The following is a 20,504-nucleotide window of genomic DNA, read 5'->3' as shown; positions in this document are numbered from 1 at the left end:
TGACGTCGCTTTAATCCTGTATCCACGGCAATTGGTGAAAGCGCCAGCCGCCAAGCTGGCCGCGCTGCTGGTCTGGATTCAAGTCACCTTCAAAGCCCTCTGCTACATTGAAAATATTGCTGAAACCTGCTTTGGCCGCGGCTTCAGCCGCAGCTGTCGAACGTTTTCCGCTACGACACAGCAGCAGGATGATCCTGGACTTGTCTTTGACCTTGGCTTCCAGTTCCTTGACGAATCTTGGGTTGCGGGTCAGCGCTGTGCCTGTGGCCCAGGGCACGTGAACGGCGTCGGCCACATAGCCGACAAACTTGCGTTCTTCCGCCGTTCGCACATCCACCAGAATGGCTTGGGCGCTCTGTAGCAGACGCCAGGCATCGGCCGGCGCAAGACTGCCTGAAAACGCCAGGCCTGCGGCCTGTGCAGATGACCTGGCATTGGCCAGGGCGTGGTCCTCGCTACCAGAAGACCTTGTTTCACCCGCCTGACTGGCAGACGGCAATTCGGTAGATGCATATGTAGAATCGGTCATGGAATGCTCTGGCTAAGAACCTGCTTGCGATCTTAAGCGCGTACGTGATCGGGACTCATGCGCTGCTCAAAATGCTCATGTACTAGTGTACATTCCGCTTTTTGCGCTGCGCTTTTGTTACCCTGATACCGCTGACGCTCGCTACAGATCGTAAACAGGTTCTAACAACAAAAACGAATTTGATTCGTAACAGAGTTTCAATGTACCGAATTTATCTAAGGCGTAAAACGAATAAAAATGTTGTTATTTATCTGAAAAACAGATATCAAGCCCCCTGCAGTGGCGGCACCGGCACTGAAAACCAGGGAGCGTATCCACTACGTGCGTAGAAGGTGGCAGCATCGGTTTGGAATCAGGCATCGATGCAGGCAGCGAATTCTTCTTCAAACTGCCGCTGCTGCCGGCATCAGCGGCCGATGACAACAGCTAAACAAGCAGAACGTAGTCGTTATCAGGTATACGTTCTGCAAAGCTGTTTAGTCAGGGTGATCAGGCAGCGGCCAATGCCTGCTCCAGATCAGCGATCAGGTCATCCACATGTTCAATCCCGATAGACAGACGGACTGTATCTTCAGTCACACCGGCTTTTGCGAGTTCGTCCGGATTCAACTGCCTGTGCGTGGTGCTGGCTGGATGGCAAGCCAGCGACTTGGCGTCACCAATATTCACCAGACGCGTAAATAACTGCAATGCATCCTGGAAGCGGCCACCCGCTTCGCGACCACTATCGCGACTACCATCCAGACCAAAAGTCAGAATGCCTGAAGGTTTTCCACCCAGATATTTTTGCGCCAGCGCATGATCCCGGTGCTCTGGCAATCCGGCATAGTTGACCCATTTGACCTTGGCGTGCTGGTCCAGATAATGCGCAATCTTCAGGGTGTTGTCTGTGATCCTGTCCAGGCGCAGGGCCAGGGTTTCTATGCCCTGCAAAATCAGGAAGGCATTGAAAGGTGAAAGCGCAGCACCGGTATTACGCAGGGGCACCACACGGGCACGACCGATATAGGCTGCCGGACCCAGCGCTTCGGTATAGACCACACCGTGGTAAGACACATCGGGTTCATTCAGACGTTTGAAACGCTGTTTATGTTCAGCCCATGGGAACTTGCCGGAATCGACGATGATGCCACCAATGGAATTGCCATGCCCGCCCAGATATTTGGTCAGGGAATGCACGACGATATCAGCACCAAACTCGATAGGGCGCAACAGATAAGGGGATGGCACGGTATTGTCGACAATCAGCGGAACACCGTGGCGATGTGCCACCGCAGCAATCGCTTCGATATCGGTGATATTGCCCAGGGGATTGCCTATGGATTCAACAAATACCGCCTTGGTTTTTTCATCGATGAGGCTGGCAAAAGATTCAGGATCACGGTAATCGGCAAAACGTGTCTCTATACCAAATTGCGGTAAAGTATGGGCAAACAGATTATAGGTACCACCATACAGGGTGGAAGCAGAAACGATATTGTCACCTGCCTCGGCGATGGTTTGTATGGCATAGGTAATCGCCGCCTGCCCAGATGCCAGCGCCAGGCCGGCAATCCCGCCTTCCAGTTCAGCCACTCTTTTTTCCAGCACATCGTTGGTGGGGTTCATGATGCGCGAATAAATATTCCCCTGTACCTTCAGGTCAAACAGGTCTGCGCCATGCTGGGTATTATCAAAGGCATAGGCTACCGTCTGGTAGATCGGTACAGCAACGGCACGCGTGGTCGGGTCAGGCGTATAGCCACCATGAACTGCTATAGTCTCAAGTTTCATCTATCTATCCTTATTGTGATGGTTAGCACTTATTTCAACAATAGATGTGAAATGAGTACAGTGGGCCATAACAGTTAAAACAGAAGTTGCAGTCCACCGGTTCACTGATCATAAAAACTGTGCCCGCAAATCACAAGGAAGCTTTTCAGCTTTACATAGTTGGAAAATGCGATAACACCCGAGATCAGGAATGATCAGGAATGACTTCATCAATAAGAATAAGATGCCTTGCAAAGAAAAAACGGCTTGTTAACAACAAGCCGTGGATACACGACATGGAGGGAGGAGTCTCCATGTCGCATAAAAACCGAATCTCTTTCAAACCAATGAATATCAGGGTTTGAGTATGCGCTGTGCCTGTGCTTTCTGTGCATCCGACAGACGCGCTTCCAGTTTCTCAGCCGCGACTGCTGCCGGTGCGCGGCCCAGTTTGGCAGCCAGTTTCAACCAGACATAGGCTTTGACGGTATCTTCATCACTGTTACGGGGTTTGTCGGCTGCCGCACCTTCACCCTTGAGTAACATTGCCGCCAGATTCACCATGGCATCCGGCTGGCTCTGCATGGCGGCGCTTTGAAACAGGTTACGTGCTATCCGCAGATCCTTGCTGACAATCTGGCCGGTATAAAAATAGGTTGCCAGGGAATTTTGTGCATCCGGATGCCCCGCAATCGCAGCCTCCTTGTAAAAGGCCAGGGCTTTAGCCGGATCAGCGGCAACGCCCTGCCCCTGATCAATCATCAGCGCCAGGGCATACAGCGCCTGCGGTTTCTTGTGTTTGGCCGCTTGCTGATACCAGGCAAATGCTCTCGGCAAATCCTGTTTGACCTCATCGCCATAATAATACAGATTGGCCAGGGACAGTTGTGCCGGGACGTAGGCGTATTCTGCCGCATTGGTGTAGAGCTTCACTGCCTCCTGGATGTCTTTGCTGCCGCCATAGCCGGTCTGATAAAAACGTGCCAGTACATAACGGGCCGGAACAAAATTCAATTCAGCCGCAGCCTTATACCAGTACCTGGCTTTGACTGGATCTTTAGGCACGTCATAACCCGTCATATAGATGCGTGCCAGCCGCAACTGTGCCTGTACACGCAATGATGCCCGCTCCGGATCTTTGGGGTCGAATGGACTATATTGAGATGGATTAAAGCGAGCGTCCGCCAGCTTGTCATACCAGATCATGGCCTGGCGTGTATCGCGCGGCGCACCTTGTCCATATAAATACATATTCCCCAGCATCACAGCTGCTTCGTCGTAGCCTATTGCGGAATAGGAAGTCTTGAAAGCTTCCAGTGCCTTGGCATAATCACCGGCATCATACGCGGCGAATGCCTGGTCCAGGGTCTTGTCCTTGCGGGCAATATAATTGCGGCCTGCAGCAAAGTTTCTATCCGCCTGTGAACAGCCCGCACCGGTCTGCGAGCTGTCTTCTGCCGGAGTAATCAGACGCTCACCCCCTGCTGCCGAGCCATACGGACTGCTGTCGAGGAAACCTTCGGTGCGATCGCCCAGGCCTGGCGGTGCCTCCATACCCATATTGGTATTGTCGGTACTGCGGCCACGACCTTCAAAATGGTCGAGATAATCATCGATGATCTCGTCTTGATAAGAGGTAAAACTGAAAGCACAAGAGCCTGCGGAACTACGATCAAGACGCCTTACTGTTGTACCGGGGCGCTTGGTCAGGCTACCAAATATGGTGACTGCAGTAATCGGTGTATCTGGAACAAATGTGGCCTCTGTCTGTTGCGTCTGAGCATGCACCATGGGCAAGCCCGACAAGCCAAGCATGGTCACACTCAAGCACAATTTGATCGTGATTTTCATAGATTCCTGGATGTTACGCTGGTTAAAGATGCCGTGCACATGCATTTCAAGAACAGGAATGCAGGCTGGCTGATTTTATGTATCAGCCAGCCTGCATAGTCCACACCAGTACTGGTTTAGTTTCTCATATTGATGCCCACCATGATCCGGCGGCCAGCGTAAGCATAGTCATTCAGGCTAGGGATACCGTTGGCAAAAGAAGCGTATTGCGCCTGGCTGCTGGTAGTGGTTGCAAGACCCAGGTTACGGGCTTCTGCAAACAATTCCAGACCGTTCTTGAAGCGATAGCCGATCTTGGCATCAATAAATGCAGTGGCATCCTTGAAGTTAGGTGCACCAGGGTTATACGGTGTGCGGTAAAAACCACCACCATCATTCGGATAGGTATAAGTCGATGCAATATTATTGCCGCAACCTGCGATACAGGTGAAGTAATTGGCCCGTGCCTGGTAGGCAATACGCGCACTCAATGCACCATCGTCATACCACAGGGACAGATTGGTGGTGTAGCTCGATTCTAGCGTTGGCGGCAGAGAATCACCACTGATCAGGTCACGTAACGAAACCGAATCAGATGATTTCAATTTGGAATAATTGAAATCGACACCAGTATACTTGAAGTACCATGGCAGGAAAGTAAAGGCTAACTTGCCACCTATTTCTATACCCTTGCGTGTGGTTGCCGGACCGTTTTCCCAGGTGGAATAACCAAATTCAAAATCAGACAGTTTCTTGCCGGTGACAGGGTCGACATCGTTGGTACCTGAGAACAGGGCAACGTTCGATTTACCGACAGCAATCGCTGGACCTATCTTGCCGGTTTGCCTGAAAGTGGCGAGACTCAGCATCGTATCCTTGTTGGGATACCATTCTGCACTCAGGTTTTGATTGATGTTCGACTGCGCCTTCAGATTTGGATTACCAATGGTGCCGGTACAACCCATATCTGCACCAGTACCATCTGGATCAAGGGCCCCTACACGACGCTCGTCATAGGTGCAAGTCCCGGTTGGCAACAGACGTGAGATCGGTGGCCGGGCAACAGTTTTTGCATGGTTATAACGGAATACAAATTTATTCGGGATAACCCACAGAGACAGGTTGGAAATCGGCAAAATATCCGTAGTGTTACTGTCGAGTGAGGTATTCTTCATCAGAGTACTGCTCTGCACACCCGAGGCGATAGTAGGATTAGCCGGATCGAAAGAAGCTGTCTTGGTAATCGATGTAAAGAACATTTGTCCGGTTGCATGAATTTCAGTATTCACATACCGTACACCGAAGTTGGCAGCAAACTCCATACCGAAGGGTAGCTCATCCTTTTCAAAGTCCAACATGAAGTAACCAGCCTTGGTTTTTTCACTGTTCTGGCTCACAGGCTGTGCATACACCTTGCCATCGCTGGCCGTGCACGACTTCATACAGTTGAAGTTCATGTTGGGCACGCCAAGCAGGTTGAAAGCCTTGGCAACGTCTATTTGGCTCCAGCCATTGATCAGATTGGCTGGTCGATCTGGCAGGCCAGCCATAAATTGCGAAGACGCTGGCATCATGGACTGGGCAATCACATTCTGGAACTGCGCCTGGGTCAGCGTCGTAGTTCCAAACAGAACGTTCGACAAATTGGTATTCGGTACATAACCATAATTACATGGCGCACCGCCTGCACCTAAAGATCCAGGTGTATTTTCACAACCAACAAAACTGCCGCGCAAACTATTGGTTGGCAAGACGATAGGCGCGACATAGCCAGCCGTGCCGTAAGTACCGATTGCCGATTGAATCGTTGCGCCACCACCACCCCAGCTTGAAGCGTCGCTGTCACGTAAATTGAAACCTGTCTTGATCTGCGTCAGCCAGGGCAATTTGTCAGTCATGTTATAAGTCAGGTCCAGCTTGGCGGTTTTCTCGCCGGTTTCTATCAGTTTTGGTGAATAGGATATTTGCGGCGCCTGCGTCAACAGAGGTTGCTGCGCAATCGTGTACGCTGGTATGGCCGGGTTATTGATCGACGCTGCCACTGCCGCACGTGCTGAGGTAGGTGCATTCAGGTTGGTATATTGTGCAGGATTAGCCTGGTCAAAAGTCGACGTCGCCGGGAAAGCGTAAGTCCAGAGCCCGTTGGGCAAGACACTCAGGGTTGCCTCACCATAGGGTGTGCTCCAGCTGGTGCGCTTATCTGCACGGAAAAAATCTGATCTGGCATCAGCAATAAAAAACTCTGCTTTCAACCGGTCTTTCTTGTAAAGGCCACCAGCCTGCAGATAAGTAGACTTGGTTTCCATCGAGTTTTGTATCTGATCGGTGCTCGCCGATCCATCCGTGATGGTAAATTTTGTCACGTGATGATTGGCATCCACGACCACAGAGCCAGGTATGACATTGGCTACCGCGCCTGTCGCAGGTGCCAGGCCAGCGCGACCGCTGATATTGTCATACACATAGTAGCCAGAGCCCGGCACCGCAGTACGGACACCGGTAGCAGAATCGACAAAGCTGACACCTTGGTAGGTCGGCGACAGTACACTGGCATTGTTGATGTTCAGGCCACCCAGACCATAAGTCAGGAAATTATCTTCAACCTTGCGGCTATTACCGCTACCTTTGACATACACAGACAGATTATTATCGACCTTGAAATCAAAACGCAGATCGAAAGATTTACGCTCTTCTTTCTGCCGTTTTTCGATAAAGCGTACCAGTGATGGTGTGTAATCATTCCACTGGTTGAGACAGGTTTCCAGCTCAGACGTGCGTTGTGCAATGGCGGCATTTCTCGCGGTCGCACCGTTCACCGCCCCAGACTGGGCACTGGTTAGCGCAGGGAAAGTCGCATAACAGTCAGCCTTGGTCTTGGCCGCAGCGGACTTACTGACCAGACTCATCGGTGTTTCAGAATTGAAGACACCACCGGCAGTCAATGGCGATGCCACGATAGGGGTGGTTGCCGCCAGATCAGTGGTGGAGACTGTGCTGGGATTGAAGGTAAAAGTCTTGTTGGGTGAATTATCAAAATCCAGGGAACGCGCATAGCCTGCGATACCTGTCGTGGATATCTGGGAAGAATGGCCATCGTTGGTAATTCTGGATGCAGACACATTCAGCAAGACGCCCAGGCGACCGTCCAGATATTTATTTGCCAGCACCAGATTCATGTCCGGTGTCCATTCCTTGTTAATGGAATTCTGAGTGGTGGCCAGACGCAGGGACGCATACGGTTTCTTGAAATCCAGTCCGGTACGTGTCGTGATGATGATACCGCCACCCAAAGCACCTTCAGTCATGTCAGCGGTCGAACCCTTGACCACGTCCACGCTCTTGATCAGATCGGATGACAACTGACGAAACTCAACCGCGCGGCCAAAGCCACCACCGTTCATGTCTGAACCGCCAGCGGACTGCACCGCCTGTCCGTCAATTTCGACGCGGGTCAGGTCAGGTCCATTGCCACGCACGGTAACGCTGACGCCTTCACCAAAGTCACCACGATCCAGTGAGATGCCTGAGATGCGGGAAATGGCTTCGCCTATATTTCTGTCAGGAAAAGCACCGACATCTTCGGCAACGATGGAATCCTGCGCAGTGGTCGCATGTTTCTTTCTGTCGATGGCAGATTGTTGTGATGCACGTGTACCGACCACTACGATGGTGGTTACTTCTTCGTCTGTGGATTTTTCGGCTGGCTTGGTTGGTGCCGCTGGTGCCGCAGGTTCTGCAGCTTTGCTGCCCTGGGTTGTTGCCGGCTTGTTGTCTTGCGCCAGGGCGAGATCATTTGCCATCATGGACGTCAGGGCCAGCGCAATGGCATAGCTCAGACGTTTCAATTTCAGACCTTCATTTACTGCCTCATTTACTGCCTCATTTACTGCCTTATTTGCTGCCTTATTTGCTGCACTCCCGGTTGCGTTCGACGTACGCGACAAGTCTTGCCCTATACCCTTCTTGTATACGGTTTTCATGCTATCTCCTGAATTATTCTAAGTATGCAATTTGTGAGTCATTGCATTTTTTTTGCGCTCGATATTGAGTGCTTAAGGCGATCTTATTTGATTTAAAAAATTCATTTATATAGATTTTCTCGCTTAACGTATGTTGTTTTCATATAGCAATCAAACAACTGATCGATAGCAAAAAATCGGGAAATCGCTTCAGTATGCGTGACGTAAAATGATGAAAAAAAACTCGCCCTCTTCCCATCTATCTGCATAGGGGAAAGGCCATATGCCCCGTCTTTGGAGCTTGAAGAATTGTGCTGTCAATGAAGCGAATGCCTGATCACATCACCGTCATACCCATCCAGAAAAAAACAGGAATTGGTGGACTGTGAACAACACTCGGGTACATGCCAAACCATCGATTTGTAAGGTGCAAACCAGACCTGTTAATACCGTGGTGCCGGGAAAAGCACATGTCACCCGTAACACCCATCAGACCGGAATTGGTATTTGAAAAACGAGCGACAGATAAATGCTAGCGTCATCAATGACAAGCGTCAACTCACTGTCCATTACCCACACTCCGATCAATTCATGTCTTTTTCCCTCTGAAAATGGTGAATTTTCAGTAAAAACTCATGCATTTCCAATGCAAGCAGAAAAATGATTATTTGACCATGATTGCATAAATGACATGGTTTGAAAAAAAGTGGTATCTATGATGTCAAGGGCGATAAATAACGCCTGGACACAGAAGTCGCTATAAAAAGAAGCCTGACCTGGTGCGTTGTTCCGCCTGATTTTTCGGTACCGCGCGCCACCCTGACTATCTGTCAGAACTGCATCCAGTCAGTATCGGGTCAATTTCTGTTCACAGCGGCCTCTCACAACAATATCAAGGAGATAGCATGAGTGTATTCAACTGGCGGACCATCCTGGTCAGCCTTGCGGTAACAATGCTGACCAGCGCATGTGGCGGTGGTTCACAGGATAGCGCGAACGCCAGCAATAACCTGGCAGGCAAAATAAGTACGGGAGGCAGCCCGCCACCTGCAGCTTTTGGCGTTACCGACAGTGGCGGTTTTCTGACAGTGACCAGCGGTGCGGGTCTGGTATTTAAAGTGAATGAAAACGGCGGCAACATCACGTCCATCAAATACAATGACGGCCCCGAATTGCAGTCGCAGACCAAGGGCTCTCATATTGCATCTGGCCTGGGTGCCACAGTGTCTTACTCGGTATCGGGTTCGGTGGCCAAAATCACGTTGACCACCTCTACCCTGATTCACTATCTGCTGGTGCGTGCGAATGAAAATAATATCTACATGGGGACCTATGTCACCGCCGAACCCAGCGTAGGTGAATTGCGCTGGATCACCCGCCTGAATTCCACTGTGCTGACCAATGTGCCAGCGGAATCAAGAATTGCCGACAACACCGGGGCAATAGAAAGTACTGACATCTTTGGACTGGCGAACGGTGAAACCCGCTCGAAATATTATGGCAATCAGCGTGCCATTGACCTGTCCATACGTGGCGTGACGGGGTCAAATATCGGCATCTTTATGGTCTATGGTAATCGTGAGAGCAGCTCCGGCGGCCCGTTCTATCGCGACATTCAAAACCAGACCGGTGGCGATACCGAAGTCTACAATTACATGAACTCTGGCCACAACCAGACAGAAGCCGACCGCATGGGTTTCCACGGCCCATATGCCGTCATGTTTACCACCGGCGCAACACCAGCCATACCCGACATGAGCTGGATGGGCGGTTATAACCTGTCTGGTTGGATCGACGCCAGCGGACGTGGCAAAGTGGTCGGCAACGGCCTGGCAGGCATGGATGGCAATTATGCGTACACCGTAGGCTTTGCCAATGCCACCGCCCAATACTGGACAACGGCCAGCGCTACCAATGGCAACTTTGTCCGGTCGGGCATGAAACCCGGCACCTACACCATGTCTGTCTATAAGGGTGAATTGGTCGTGTATACAGAAACAGTGGCTGTCAGCGCTGGCGGCACTACCACCCTGAATACCCGTACCATACAGGATGATCCTTCGGCAGATACGGCGGTATGGCGCATCGGTGACTGGGATGGTACGCCCAGGGAGCTGAAAAACGGCCAGACATTTAATGTGCGTCATCCTTCCGACGTACGTAACGCCAGTTGGGGGCCTGTCACCTACAACATCGGTGCGGCAACCAACAGCTTTCCGGCTGCGCAATGGAAAGACCTGAACAGTCCGACTACTGTCACCTTCAACCTGAGTGCTGCCCAGGTGGCAAACCATACCGTCAGGATAGGCATAACGGGTGCCTATGCTGGTGGGCGGCCAAATATCAAGATCAATGCATGGACGGCAACGACACAGGGTGCATCCACCCAGCCCAATTCACGCAGCCTGACAACGGGCAGCTACCGGGGCAACAACACCATGTACAGCTTCAGTGTTCCCGCCAGTGCTTTTGTGACTGGGACCAATACCATGACTATCAGTGTGGTATCCGGTTCCAGCGGCACCGCTTACCTGAGTCCGGCATTTGCGTTTGATGCTTTGGACATGCTATAACTATAAGTCTGACGCGGGAAGCTATGTAGAAATCTCCGGCCTTGCCGGAGATTTCTTCTACTTCCACAGTCAGCAGTCAATTTCTTGATTGTTTCCGTGCGCAGCTTCAAGCCTGCGTATACTCTCATAGAATATTTTTCGCCTCACCTGTTCATCATCATTCCGCTCATCATTCCGCTCCAACGGATCAACATCACTACAGAAAATATGACATCAATCACCACATCAGTCAGACTGGGATGGAGGCTCTATGCCATCAGTATTCTGGTCCTGTGCTCGTCCCTGTTTTCATCTCTGGCCCTTGCCGATAGCGGGCGTGAGCGTTTGTCGCTGGACCGGGGCTGGTTATTTCACCTGGGGGATATCCCCATACCGGAAATCAAGGGGCATGGCGCGACCTATGGCAATGCCAAGGCCGGCAATGCCCAGGGTGCGGCGGCGACCAGATACAATGACGGTGACTGGCGCAAACTGGACCTGCCGCATGACTGGGCAGTGGAAGGGCCATTCGATCCCAAGGCGAATGTGTCACAGGGCTACCGGCCACGCGGCATATCCTGGTATCGTCGTTATCTGCGGGTGGATGAAAATGAACGTGGCCGTTATTTTGAATTGCAGTTTGACGGTATTGCCACCCATGCCAGCATCTGGGTGAACGGCAATATCGTGCATCGCAACTGGTCTGGCTACAACGCCAGCAATATTGATATCACCCCCTATCTGCGTTATGGCGACGCCAGCAATACCATCGCCATCCGTGTCGATGCCGAGCAGATGGAAGGCTGGTGGTATGAAGGGGCCGGCATCTATCGCCATGCATGGCTGCTGAAATCGAATCCTGTACACATCATTACCGATGGTGTGCATGCGACACCCAAGCAACTGAATGACAAGCAATGGCAAATCCCGGTAGAAGTAACGCTGGATAACAGCGGCAAACAAGCCGCAGACGTCAAGGTGGAAGTCACCGTCTTCAGCCCCGACAATAAAGCCATCGCCAGCAAGACACAAACTGTCAGAGTCCCCTTGCTGGGGAAGACCACGGCCAGTTTGCCTGTAACCATCAAACAGCCGGAACGCTGGACCTTGGACAAGCCTACGCTATACAGTGTTAAAACCGTGGTACTGCAAGACAACAAGGCGATTGATGAAGTCCATCTGAAGACTGGTTTTCGCAGCATACGCTTTGATGCTCAGCAAGGCTTCTTCCTCAATAACCAGCATGTCAAGCTGCAAGGTGTTTGCCTGCATCAGGACCATGCAGGGGTGGGTGTAGCCGTACCAGATTCCATTTGGGAATACCGACTGCGCCGCCTGAAGGAACTGGGCGTGAATGCGATACGCTTTTCGCACAATGCACCGGCACCCGAGGTGCTGGACATGGTAGACCGCATGGGCTTCCTGGTCATGGATGAAAACCGCAATTTCAATCCCTCGCCAGATTATATGAAGCAACTGGAATGGATGGTGCGGCGTGATCGTCATCACCCGGGTGTGATCCTGTGGTCAGTATTTAATGAAGAACCGGTGCAAGGAACTGAGGTAGGTTATGAAATGGCACGTCGCATGACAGCTGTCGTCAAAGCCCTGGATGATACCCGCCCGGTAACGGCTGCGATGAATGGCGGCTTCTTTACCGCATTGAATGTGTCGCATGCGGTTGATGTACTGGGAGCCAATTACCAGGTGCCGGATTATGATCGCTATCACAAGGCCAATCCAAACAAGCCCTTCACTAGTTCTGAAGATACGTCAGCCTTCATGACGCGCGGTGAATTCACCACGGATAACAGCAAGAACCTCATCGCCAGCTATGACGATGACTTTGCCAAATGGGGTAATAGCCACCGCGATGCCTGGCAAGCCATAGACAGCCGCCCCTATGTCGCTGGCGGTTTTGTCTGGACCGGCTTTGATTATCGCGGCGAACCGACGCCGAATGAATGGCCATCGGTCAGTTCGGTATTCGGCATCATGGATTTGAATGGTTTTCCCAAGACTGCCTACTATATGCACCAGGTTCAGTGGATCAAGGATCGCCCGCTGATCCATATCGCCCCGCACTGGAACTGGCAAGGCCAGGAAGGCAAGGAAATCCGCGTCATGGTGATGGCCAATGTGGAACGCATCAAACTCTTGCTGAACGGCCGTGAGCTGGGCGAGCAACAAGTTGACCCTTATCGCATGAATACCTTCAAGGTCGCGTATGAAGCTGGCAAGCTGGAAGCATTTGGCTACAAAGGCGGCAAGGAAGTAGTCCGCACCAGCGTCGAAACCACGGGCCAGGCGGTCGCGCTGGAATTGTTGCCAGACCGCGCATCACTGGCAGGTGATGGTCATGACGCCATGCCAATTACCGTGCGCGCACTGGATGCGCAAGGCCGTGCTGTCCCGATAGACCATAGCGAGGTCAGCTTTGAAATATCCGGTGCCGGCCAGTCCATAGGTCACGGCAACGGTGACCCGAATTCGCATGAGGATGAAAAAGGCAAGACACGCGAGCTGTTTAATGGCCTGGCACAACTGATCGTGCAAAGTCATTTTGACGGCAGTGGGGAGTTGCTGGTCAAGGCTAGCGCACCTGGTTTGCAAGCGGCCAGTGTACGCATACCAGTACAAAAAACGGCGGCTATACCCTTTGTTGCAGTGAGTGATGCCCCCATGCTGTACTTGCAGAACTGGCGCATCTCACCTGCCTATGCAACACGGCCCGACCCTAACCAGGCACTGGCAGACAATGACATGAATACCTGGAACTGGGGCAACCCACCGCTGCTGGAAGTTGCGGCCAAAGGGAGTGATGAAAAGGCGAACCACTTCCATCTGTTCCGCAGCAATTTTATCCAGGATAAAAGATTGAGTAGCGGCAAGGCGCGCCTGCTGTTTACACGCATCAACGGCAAGGCAGAAATCTGGCTGAACGGAAAATTGCTGGGGTCAAAAACCTCGCTGGGTACAGCTGACCTCAGTGTTGACTTGCCTGCCAGCGAAGGACCGGCGCAACTGACCGTACTGGTGGAAGCCGGGCCCGGCAAGAAAGCCGGACTCGAAGGAAATATTATTGCAGAACCCAAAAAATAGGTGCTGCCATTCAGGGCGCTTTGACTGTGCCGCATTCACAGACAAGCTGGGTATTTGTGTGCAACAAGCAAACAACTGCCCAGCCCATCAAGCTCATACTCTGATCAGATCGTCAACAGGGGCTCAGGGCTTTGCAGGATTGAAAACAAACAGTTTCAAATCTGTGGCCGGTACGATCTCTGTCAATGGCAGGTCACGGTGTGGTGCCTGCGTCGTCCATGCCAGCCGGTATATCTGGCCCTTGCTATCTGTCGTAGCTGTCGTATTGATCTGCATGTCTGGCATAGTTTTCAGATAGGCGCTGAACATTTCGTTCACACCAGACACAGGGTTTTCTGTCACTGGTTCCAGTGACCTGGAATCTAGCGTGAATTCCAGTCTTTGTCCAAGGCGTGTCACTGCCACCAGCAATTGTCCGGGCTTGCCTGGACGTGCGCCTTCGACAAAGATTTCAGAATTCAGCGAACCGTTACCTTTAAAGTCCCAGCGATAATTGGTCCAGGCGCTGATCTGCTTCAATTTCCAGCCTGCCTTTTCATGCCGCGCCAGCCAGATTTGCGTATTTCCTGCGGCATCATATTTATGGTAAGTGATGATGGCACGTCCAGCTTCATCAAAACCCAGCACCGTATTATTGTTGATCATGCCACCACCCACGGGCACGGGGTCCACTATTTCGGCCTGCTTCAGGCGTATCGGCAATGTCAAAGCGCTGCCGTCGGCCCGTTCCCAATGCACGAGATCGCGGCTTTTTGCATAAGACAGGTCATGGTTGGTTTCGGCACTTGGCGATTCACGCCATACCCAGGCGACATGAAAATACCCATCACTCCCTCTGGTCGGCCCCATGAAATAGGCATTGCGCTGCCCTTCACCGTCTGTCAGCGGACTATTTGTCAGGGCTTTCCAGCTTTGTGATTTTTCATCATAGATGGTATAGATTTCATTGCCACGACCACTGCTGCCATCACGGTATTTGAAAATCAATTGCCCTTGATGGTTTTTCAAGAATACCGGATAGGTCATCGCTTTTTCACGCGCCGCATCCAGCATTTTCGACATTCGCTGCAAGCTACGGACATCGCCTGATGCGTCCGAACGAAACATCGTCAACGGGTCTACATGCATATTGGCGGCAATATGCACCGCACCAGACGCATCCAGTGCCATTGCGATCAGGTTATGACTATCCCAGCCCAGCCAGGTATCAAGTTTGTGATAGACCCAGTGGCTGGGTGCATTCAATGGTCGCTGCGCCACTGTCAGTTGACGATTGGCATCATAGTAAGCCAGATACAGATGGTCTTTACTGGTAGTCATGGCAAACGGTACCGAATGCCCTGACCAGACCTTGTCTATCGCTTCTATCGATATGGGTACCTGAGCAGGTGCCGAAGCAGGTGCAGATACAGGTGTAGGCGCTGATGTATCAGCAATTGCCAGATGACTGGACGCCAGTGCCAGCATGAATACCAACGGACGGCTGATCTTCAGCATAGGTGATCTCCTTGATTTTTTTATCCAACAGCAATGCGGTTTTTCCAGCTGGCTGTCATGAACCTGTCCTATAGACGGCTTACGATTATAGGTTTAAGGACCAGGTAATGACCATGATCACCGTACTCAGACGCATATGCGCAAAACTTTGATTGGAATAGCACTGTAGATATTCAGGCAACAGGACAGCACGACAAGTATCGCCGTACTGCCAGGAGATGGGACGTGTAAGTGGCGGCTGGATTTAACGGTTTTCTGCTACAGGCAATTTCTTTTCCAGTTTTAAACCTGCGGCTGTACGTGCCGGAAAACCCTTCCAGTAAGTATGGTCCGGTTTGGGCTGGCCATTTGCATCCACACTCCATTTTCCATCCCGTGCATTCTCTACCAGATTCAGATAGGCATCCATGCTGTCATCGTTTTTCAGGTATTTGGCCAGGAAAGCGGTGACAAAATGCTGTGCGATATTGTTCATCCTGGCATTATCCCAAACGGCGTCGATATAAGTTTCTGCCGGGACCTTCTTCATACTGGGTACAGCTAGCCAGGCTTCTTTGGGTGCGGGTATGGGGGCACCTGCATTATGATTGGCGTTCTCAAAAGTCAGCAGGTAACGCCGGGTATTGACACTATTTTCGTAGATATTACGCACACCGGGTGCATAACCGGATACGTCATCAACGCTGCCCGCCACAAAGAAGATGGGGGTACGGATAGCAGACAAACCTGCCACATCCCATAAGCCAGCATTCCAACCCCAGGGCGCGAAGGCAACCGCCGCCTTGATGCGCGTATCCTGTGATGCCAGATAGGCAGCATTGCCCGCTTGCCGGACAGCCAGTGCACGGTTGGGTACAAAAGCACCATCCACGCTGGCCGCTGTCAAACCACCCCCGATGGTACTCACCACGCCATAGCCGCCCATGGAAAACCCGATCAGGCCGGTATTGTCCGCATTGATCAGGCCAGTGAACCTGCCACTGGCGTCTGCCTTGTTCAGGGCCGCCATCTGGTTCAATACAAACAACTGGTCCAGCGACCGGTTCAGCAAGGTGCTGGAAAACGCCTTGAGGTCATGGTAAGTGCTGTCGGTATGATCGATGGCAACCACCACATAGCCCTTGCTGGCCAGGTTCTCTGTCAGATGACTCAGCAGGTAACGATTGCCCGGATAGCCATGCGACACAATCAGTAGCGGGTAAGGACCATGCTGTTTATCTGGTACTGCATCGCGCACTGCCTGGCCGCTCAGGCTGATTTCTGTCTTGCCGTCGCGCAGGTAGGTCTGGTACTTACCGCCCGGTGCCTGCTGTGGTTTCAACGTGGCGGGATACCAGATTTCTACCGTCAGCGGGCGGTCGTAATACACCGTTTCGCCACCAGGCTTGCTATTGAGGATATCGACCTGCTTTGGATTCACTAGATTCAGGCTGTTAACGCCCACCCGGTGCTGACCATAGGCGGCCAGTTCGGGCGCATCGGGTCGTATCTGGTCAATGCGGTTATCCTGTGCACTCACCCAGCAGGGGGCAAGCAACATACCGGCGACAAACAAAGTGCCCAGTTTTTTTATCATCATGAAGGCTTTCATAAGGAATTACAAGGTCAGCAGGTATGCTGCATAGACTGCCAGCATACCCCAGAAAAACACAGAAATTACTATTTTTTTGGTAATGCCAACCCCAGATTGTCACGCAAGGTTCTGCCTTCATAGCTGCGCCGGAACAGGCCACGTTTTTGCAATTCTGGCACCACCAGTTCGGCAAAGTCTTCCAGACCACCAGGCAGATATGGCGGCATGATGTTGAAGCCGTCAGCCGCTTCGTTTTCAAACCACAATTGCATCTGGTCAGCGATCATCTCTGGCGTACCTGTCAGGCTGAAGTGACCACGGCCACCGGCAATGCGCAGGTACAGTTCGCGTATACTCAGGTTTTCACCCTGCGCCAGCTGGGTCAGCAATTTTTGCCGGCTTTGCTGGCCATTGTCTGTCAAGGGCAATTCTGGCAAGGGTTCATCCAGCGGATAAGCCGACAAATCAAAATTGCCTATCATGCGCCCCAGCAATGCCAAACCATCCCTGGGTACAACCAAATCTTGCAATAGCTGGAACTTCTCTTGCGCTTCTTCCAGCGTTCTTCCCACAACAGGGAACAGGCCGGGCATGATCTTCAGGCTGTCTGCCGACCGTCCGGCATGTACCACCCGGCTTTTCAGGTCGCGGTAAAAAGCCTGGGCAGATGCCAGGTTAGGGTGTGCGGTAAACACCACATCCGCCGTTTCTGCCGCCAGATTCTTGCCTGCTTCCGAGCCGCCAGCCTGCACCACCACAGGTTGCCCTTGCGGACTGCGGCTGACATTCAAAGGCCCGCCAACAGAAAAATACTCGCCCTTGTGATTCAAGGCATGCAGTTTATCTGCCTCGAACTGTATGCCTTTTTCCTTGTCATTCAGGATGGCATCGTCTTCCCAGCTGTTCCACAAACCTTGTACCACCTGATAAAACTCCCTGGCCCTGGCATAGCGTTCAGCATGCGCGACATGGTCGCTACGACCGAAATTCGCTGCTTCACTGGCATTATCAGATGTCACCAGGTTCCAGCCGGCACGCCCGCCAGAGATGCGGTCCAGCGAGGCAAATTTCCGGGCCACGTGATAAGGCTCGTTATAGGTGGTGGTGGCAGTGCCGATCAGACCGATATGCCCGGTCACTGCCGCCAGTGCTGACAGCAGTGTCAAGGGTTCCAGCCCACCGACGCCGCTGGTCAGGGCAACACTGTCGGCAAAGAAGAGCGTATCAAAACAGGCACGTTCTGCCGTCTGTGCCAATTTTTTATATAGCGCAAATGGGTTACGCCCACTATCAGCCTGCGGGTGCCGCCAGGCAGCCACATGATGACCGTTATGCAGCAGGAATGCGCCCAATTTCAATTGACGTGTTGCCATGGCTTCAGAAATCCTTTCTGAAGTTGACACCGAAATAGCGCTGGTCATCACGTGGTACCGCACGTGTCACCGTATTGGTACCGTTCACCAGGTTGGTCGCATACGATTTGTCACCCAGGTTCTTTGCGATCAAGGCCAGACGCCAGCCATTTTCTGGTGCAGCCAGTGCCACACTGGCATTCCACAAACCAACGCTGCCCTGTATCGTGGTGGCAGACTGGAACAGGTCATACTGCACCTTGCTTTGCCAGCTGAAATCGGTTGACAGGTCCACATGCAAGCCATTGCTCAGTGGCATCACATAACTGGCGCGGGCAAAGGACTTCCACTTCGGTGAAAACGGCAATGTCTGGCCGTTCAGAGAGCAGGATGCCGCCGCTGCCACCGGGCAATTAAACTGGTCTATGCGTGCATCGACATAGGCCAGCGACGCACTCAGGTTCAGACGGGATATAGGCCTGGCTTCCAGTTCCAGTTCAAGCCCGCGGGTAGACACGTCACCGGCATTGATCAAACGGGTTACCACGGCACCGGCCACGGTGTCATAGAAGTTGGCCTGATAATTCGAATAATTAGTTTGGAAGGCAGCCAGTTTGATACTCAGCTTGCGGTCCAGCAGCAAGGCCTTCAGGCCCACCTCAAAAGAATCTGACAATTCAGGTTTCAATGCCAGCGTGTCACGATTCAACATATTGAAAAACACATTGTATGCAGGCCCCTTGTAACCGCGAGACAGGGTGGCATAACTGTTGATGTCGTTGCTGATATCAAACTGCAGGCCGACGCGACCGGAAAACGCACTTTCAGTGGTGGAATCGGCATTCGCCGTCGCCGGTTGCACGCCAGGGAAGGCCACTGTCTGGGTAGAAATGCGTGCATCTTCATACGCCAGTTCATCGCGGGTCCAGCGCACGCCAGTCAAGACCTTCCACTGCGGGCTGAATTTATAGTTACCTTCACCAAACAGCGAATAACTGTCACTCTTCACGCTATACGGTGCATAGCCATAGTTGATGGTACTTGGTGCGGTGGTGACGATGCGTTGGTAAGTTTCTTCATCTTTTCCATGCAGGTAATAGGCACCCGCAACATATTCAAAGGCCGTATCTTTCGGCGACGCGACGCGCAGCTCTTGTGAAAACTGACGGAAGTGCAAGGTGCCGATATCACGGGTTGCCGGGAAGGATGCGTTGATACGTGTCACATCCGCACTATTGCCGATGGCCGATGTGGTGGTGCGTTGTTCGTTATCCCATTGTCTTGCAGCGGTAATGGATGTCCAGGTATAGCCCTGATTGCGCCAGTCCACCTGTGCCGACAAACCCTTGTTGAAATCAGTGACGGCGTTTGGCAGATCATAGACTACCGAGCGATTGTTCAAGCCGGGTTGCACTGGTGCGATGGCTTGCAGCAAGGCGGTATTGCTGGATTGTAGTACGGCATAAGTCGGCGAACTGGTGGAACGCAGATAGTCTGCAATAACATTGACATCCAGATCCTTATTCGGTGTCAGCAGGAACTTTGCACGCGCACCTTGTCGGTCATAGCCATTCACCTTCTTTTTCGTGCTGACGTTATCGATGTTGCCATCGTAAGAACTATCCAGCGCAGTGAAGGACGCACTAAGCAGTTCTGGTGACAGGGTGCCAGAAATACCGGCACGCAGGCGTTTCTCATTGCCTTCAAAATAAGATGCATCGACAAAGCCCGTGGTTTCTTTGCCTGGCTTGCGGCTAAGAATATTCAGCACGCCGGAAGATGCATTCTTGCCGAACAGGGTTCCTTGTGGGCCGCGCAATACTTCGATGCGATCAATATCCAGCAAATCCAGCGTGGCCTGACCCGGACGGGCAAACACCACGCCATCCACCACCGTAGATACCGTCGGCTCCACACCCGGCGAAGTCGAAATGGTACCTATACCGCGCACAAAGATGGTCGAATCCTTGTTACCACCCTGCTGGCGAAAATTCACGCTGGGCAATTCAGCAACAATGCTGTCTATGCTATTGCGATTTGCCTGTTCCAGCAAATCACCATTCAGCACCGATATGGCGATCGGTACCGAACGCAACGAGGCTTCACACCGCGTTGCTGTCACAGTGACAGAAGGCAGCGTCGCCTGTTCATCAGCGGCTGGGCGAATACTGCTTTCTTCCGCTGCAACTGCTCCCGATACGACACCCGATGCTGCCCCCATTGATATGGCGGCACCGGCAAGCACACTACCCCATTGCTGATATTGCCGCTGTTGTGAAAATTTATTCTTTGCATTGACTTTCATACTAAATCCTTTGATTGACTACCGTTGCACACGCTCTTATTTGAATTGGTAAT

General features: G+C 52.1%; 10 protein-coding genes. 2 read left to right on the top strand and 8 right to left on the bottom strand.

What is annotated here, in order from left to right:
* Positions 1-10 precede the first annotated feature (10 nt).
* The 4 genes from ACO0K9_RS09560 to ACO0K9_RS09545 all read right to left on the bottom strand — a co-directional run bounded on the left by ACO0K9_RS09560 (position 11) and on the right by ACO0K9_RS09545 (position 8,091).
* Positions 11-529, bottom strand: a complete 519-nt coding sequence (locus ACO0K9_RS09560) for a rhodanese-like domain-containing protein (protein WP_422984189.1) — start codon at positions 527-529, stop codon at positions 11-13.
* Between the two features lie 489 nt (positions 530-1,018).
* Positions 1,019-2,302, bottom strand: coding sequence for an O-acetylhomoserine aminocarboxypropyltransferase/cysteine synthase family protein (locus tag ACO0K9_RS09555; RefSeq protein WP_422984187.1), 1,284 nt, complete (start codon positions 2,300-2,302; stop codon positions 1,019-1,021).
* A gap of 333 nt (positions 2,303-2,635) precedes the next feature.
* A complete protein-coding gene (locus ACO0K9_RS09550) occupies positions 2,636-4,132 on the bottom strand; it encodes a tetratricopeptide repeat protein (RefSeq protein ID WP_422984185.1) in 1,497 nt (498 codons plus the stop codon).
* A 116-nt stretch (positions 4,133-4,248) separates the two neighbouring features.
* The gene (locus ACO0K9_RS09545; RefSeq protein ID WP_422984183.1) at positions 4,249-8,091 is read right to left on the bottom strand and encodes a TonB-dependent receptor; all 3,843 of its coding nucleotides are present in this window, start codon (positions 8,089-8,091) and stop codon (positions 4,249-4,251) included.
* Positions 8,092-8,975: 884 nt separating this feature from the next.
* Between ACO0K9_RS09545 and ACO0K9_RS09540 the strand changes: the two genes are divergently transcribed.
* A complete protein-coding gene (locus ACO0K9_RS09540) occupies positions 8,976-10,643 on the top strand; it encodes a rhamnogalacturonan lyase B N-terminal domain-containing protein (RefSeq protein WP_422984182.1) in 1,668 nt (555 codons plus the stop codon).
* Between the two features lie 207 nt (positions 10,644-10,850).
* Positions 10,851-13,724 carry a beta-galactosidase GalA gene (gene galA, locus ACO0K9_RS09535; RefSeq protein ID WP_422984180.1) on the top strand — a complete coding sequence of 958 codons (2,874 nt, stop codon included), beginning with the start codon at positions 10,851-10,853 and terminating at the stop codon, positions 13,722-13,724.
* A 123-nt stretch (positions 13,725-13,847) separates the two neighbouring features.
* On the opposite strand, the gene ACO0K9_RS09530 is transcribed toward galA, so the two are convergent.
* The 4 genes from ACO0K9_RS09530 to ACO0K9_RS09515 all read right to left on the bottom strand — a co-directional run bounded on the left by ACO0K9_RS09530 (position 13,848) and on the right by ACO0K9_RS09515 (position 20,451).
* A complete protein-coding gene (locus ACO0K9_RS09530; RefSeq protein ID WP_422984178.1) occupies positions 13,848-15,221 on the bottom strand; it encodes a BNR-4 repeat-containing protein in 1,374 nt (457 codons plus the stop codon).
* A gap of 244 nt (positions 15,222-15,465) precedes the next feature.
* Positions 15,466-16,797: an alpha/beta hydrolase family protein gene (locus ACO0K9_RS09525; RefSeq protein ID WP_422984176.1), complete on the bottom strand. Its 1,332-nt coding sequence runs from the start codon at positions 16,795-16,797 to the stop codon at positions 15,466-15,468.
* Positions 16,798-16,880: 83 nt separating this feature from the next.
* Complete coding sequence (locus ACO0K9_RS09520; RefSeq protein WP_422984174.1) at positions 16,881-18,167, bottom strand: LLM class flavin-dependent oxidoreductase; 1,287 nt, start codon at positions 18,165-18,167, stop codon at positions 16,881-16,883.
* Positions 18,168-18,171: 4 nt separating this feature from the next.
* Positions 18,172-20,451: a TonB-dependent receptor gene (locus ACO0K9_RS09515; RefSeq protein ID WP_422984172.1), complete on the bottom strand. Its 2,280-nt coding sequence runs from the start codon at positions 20,449-20,451 to the stop codon at positions 18,172-18,174.
* Positions 20,452-20,504 lie beyond the last annotated feature (53 nt).

This window comes from Undibacterium sp. Ji50W (genome assembly GCF_049340445.1).
In the GTDB taxonomy this organism is placed as follows: Bacteria; Pseudomonadota; Gammaproteobacteria; order Burkholderiales; family Burkholderiaceae_D; genus Undibacterium.
Note: the sequence above shows the minus strand (reverse complement) of the source record. Positions and strands in the feature narration are given on the sequence as shown.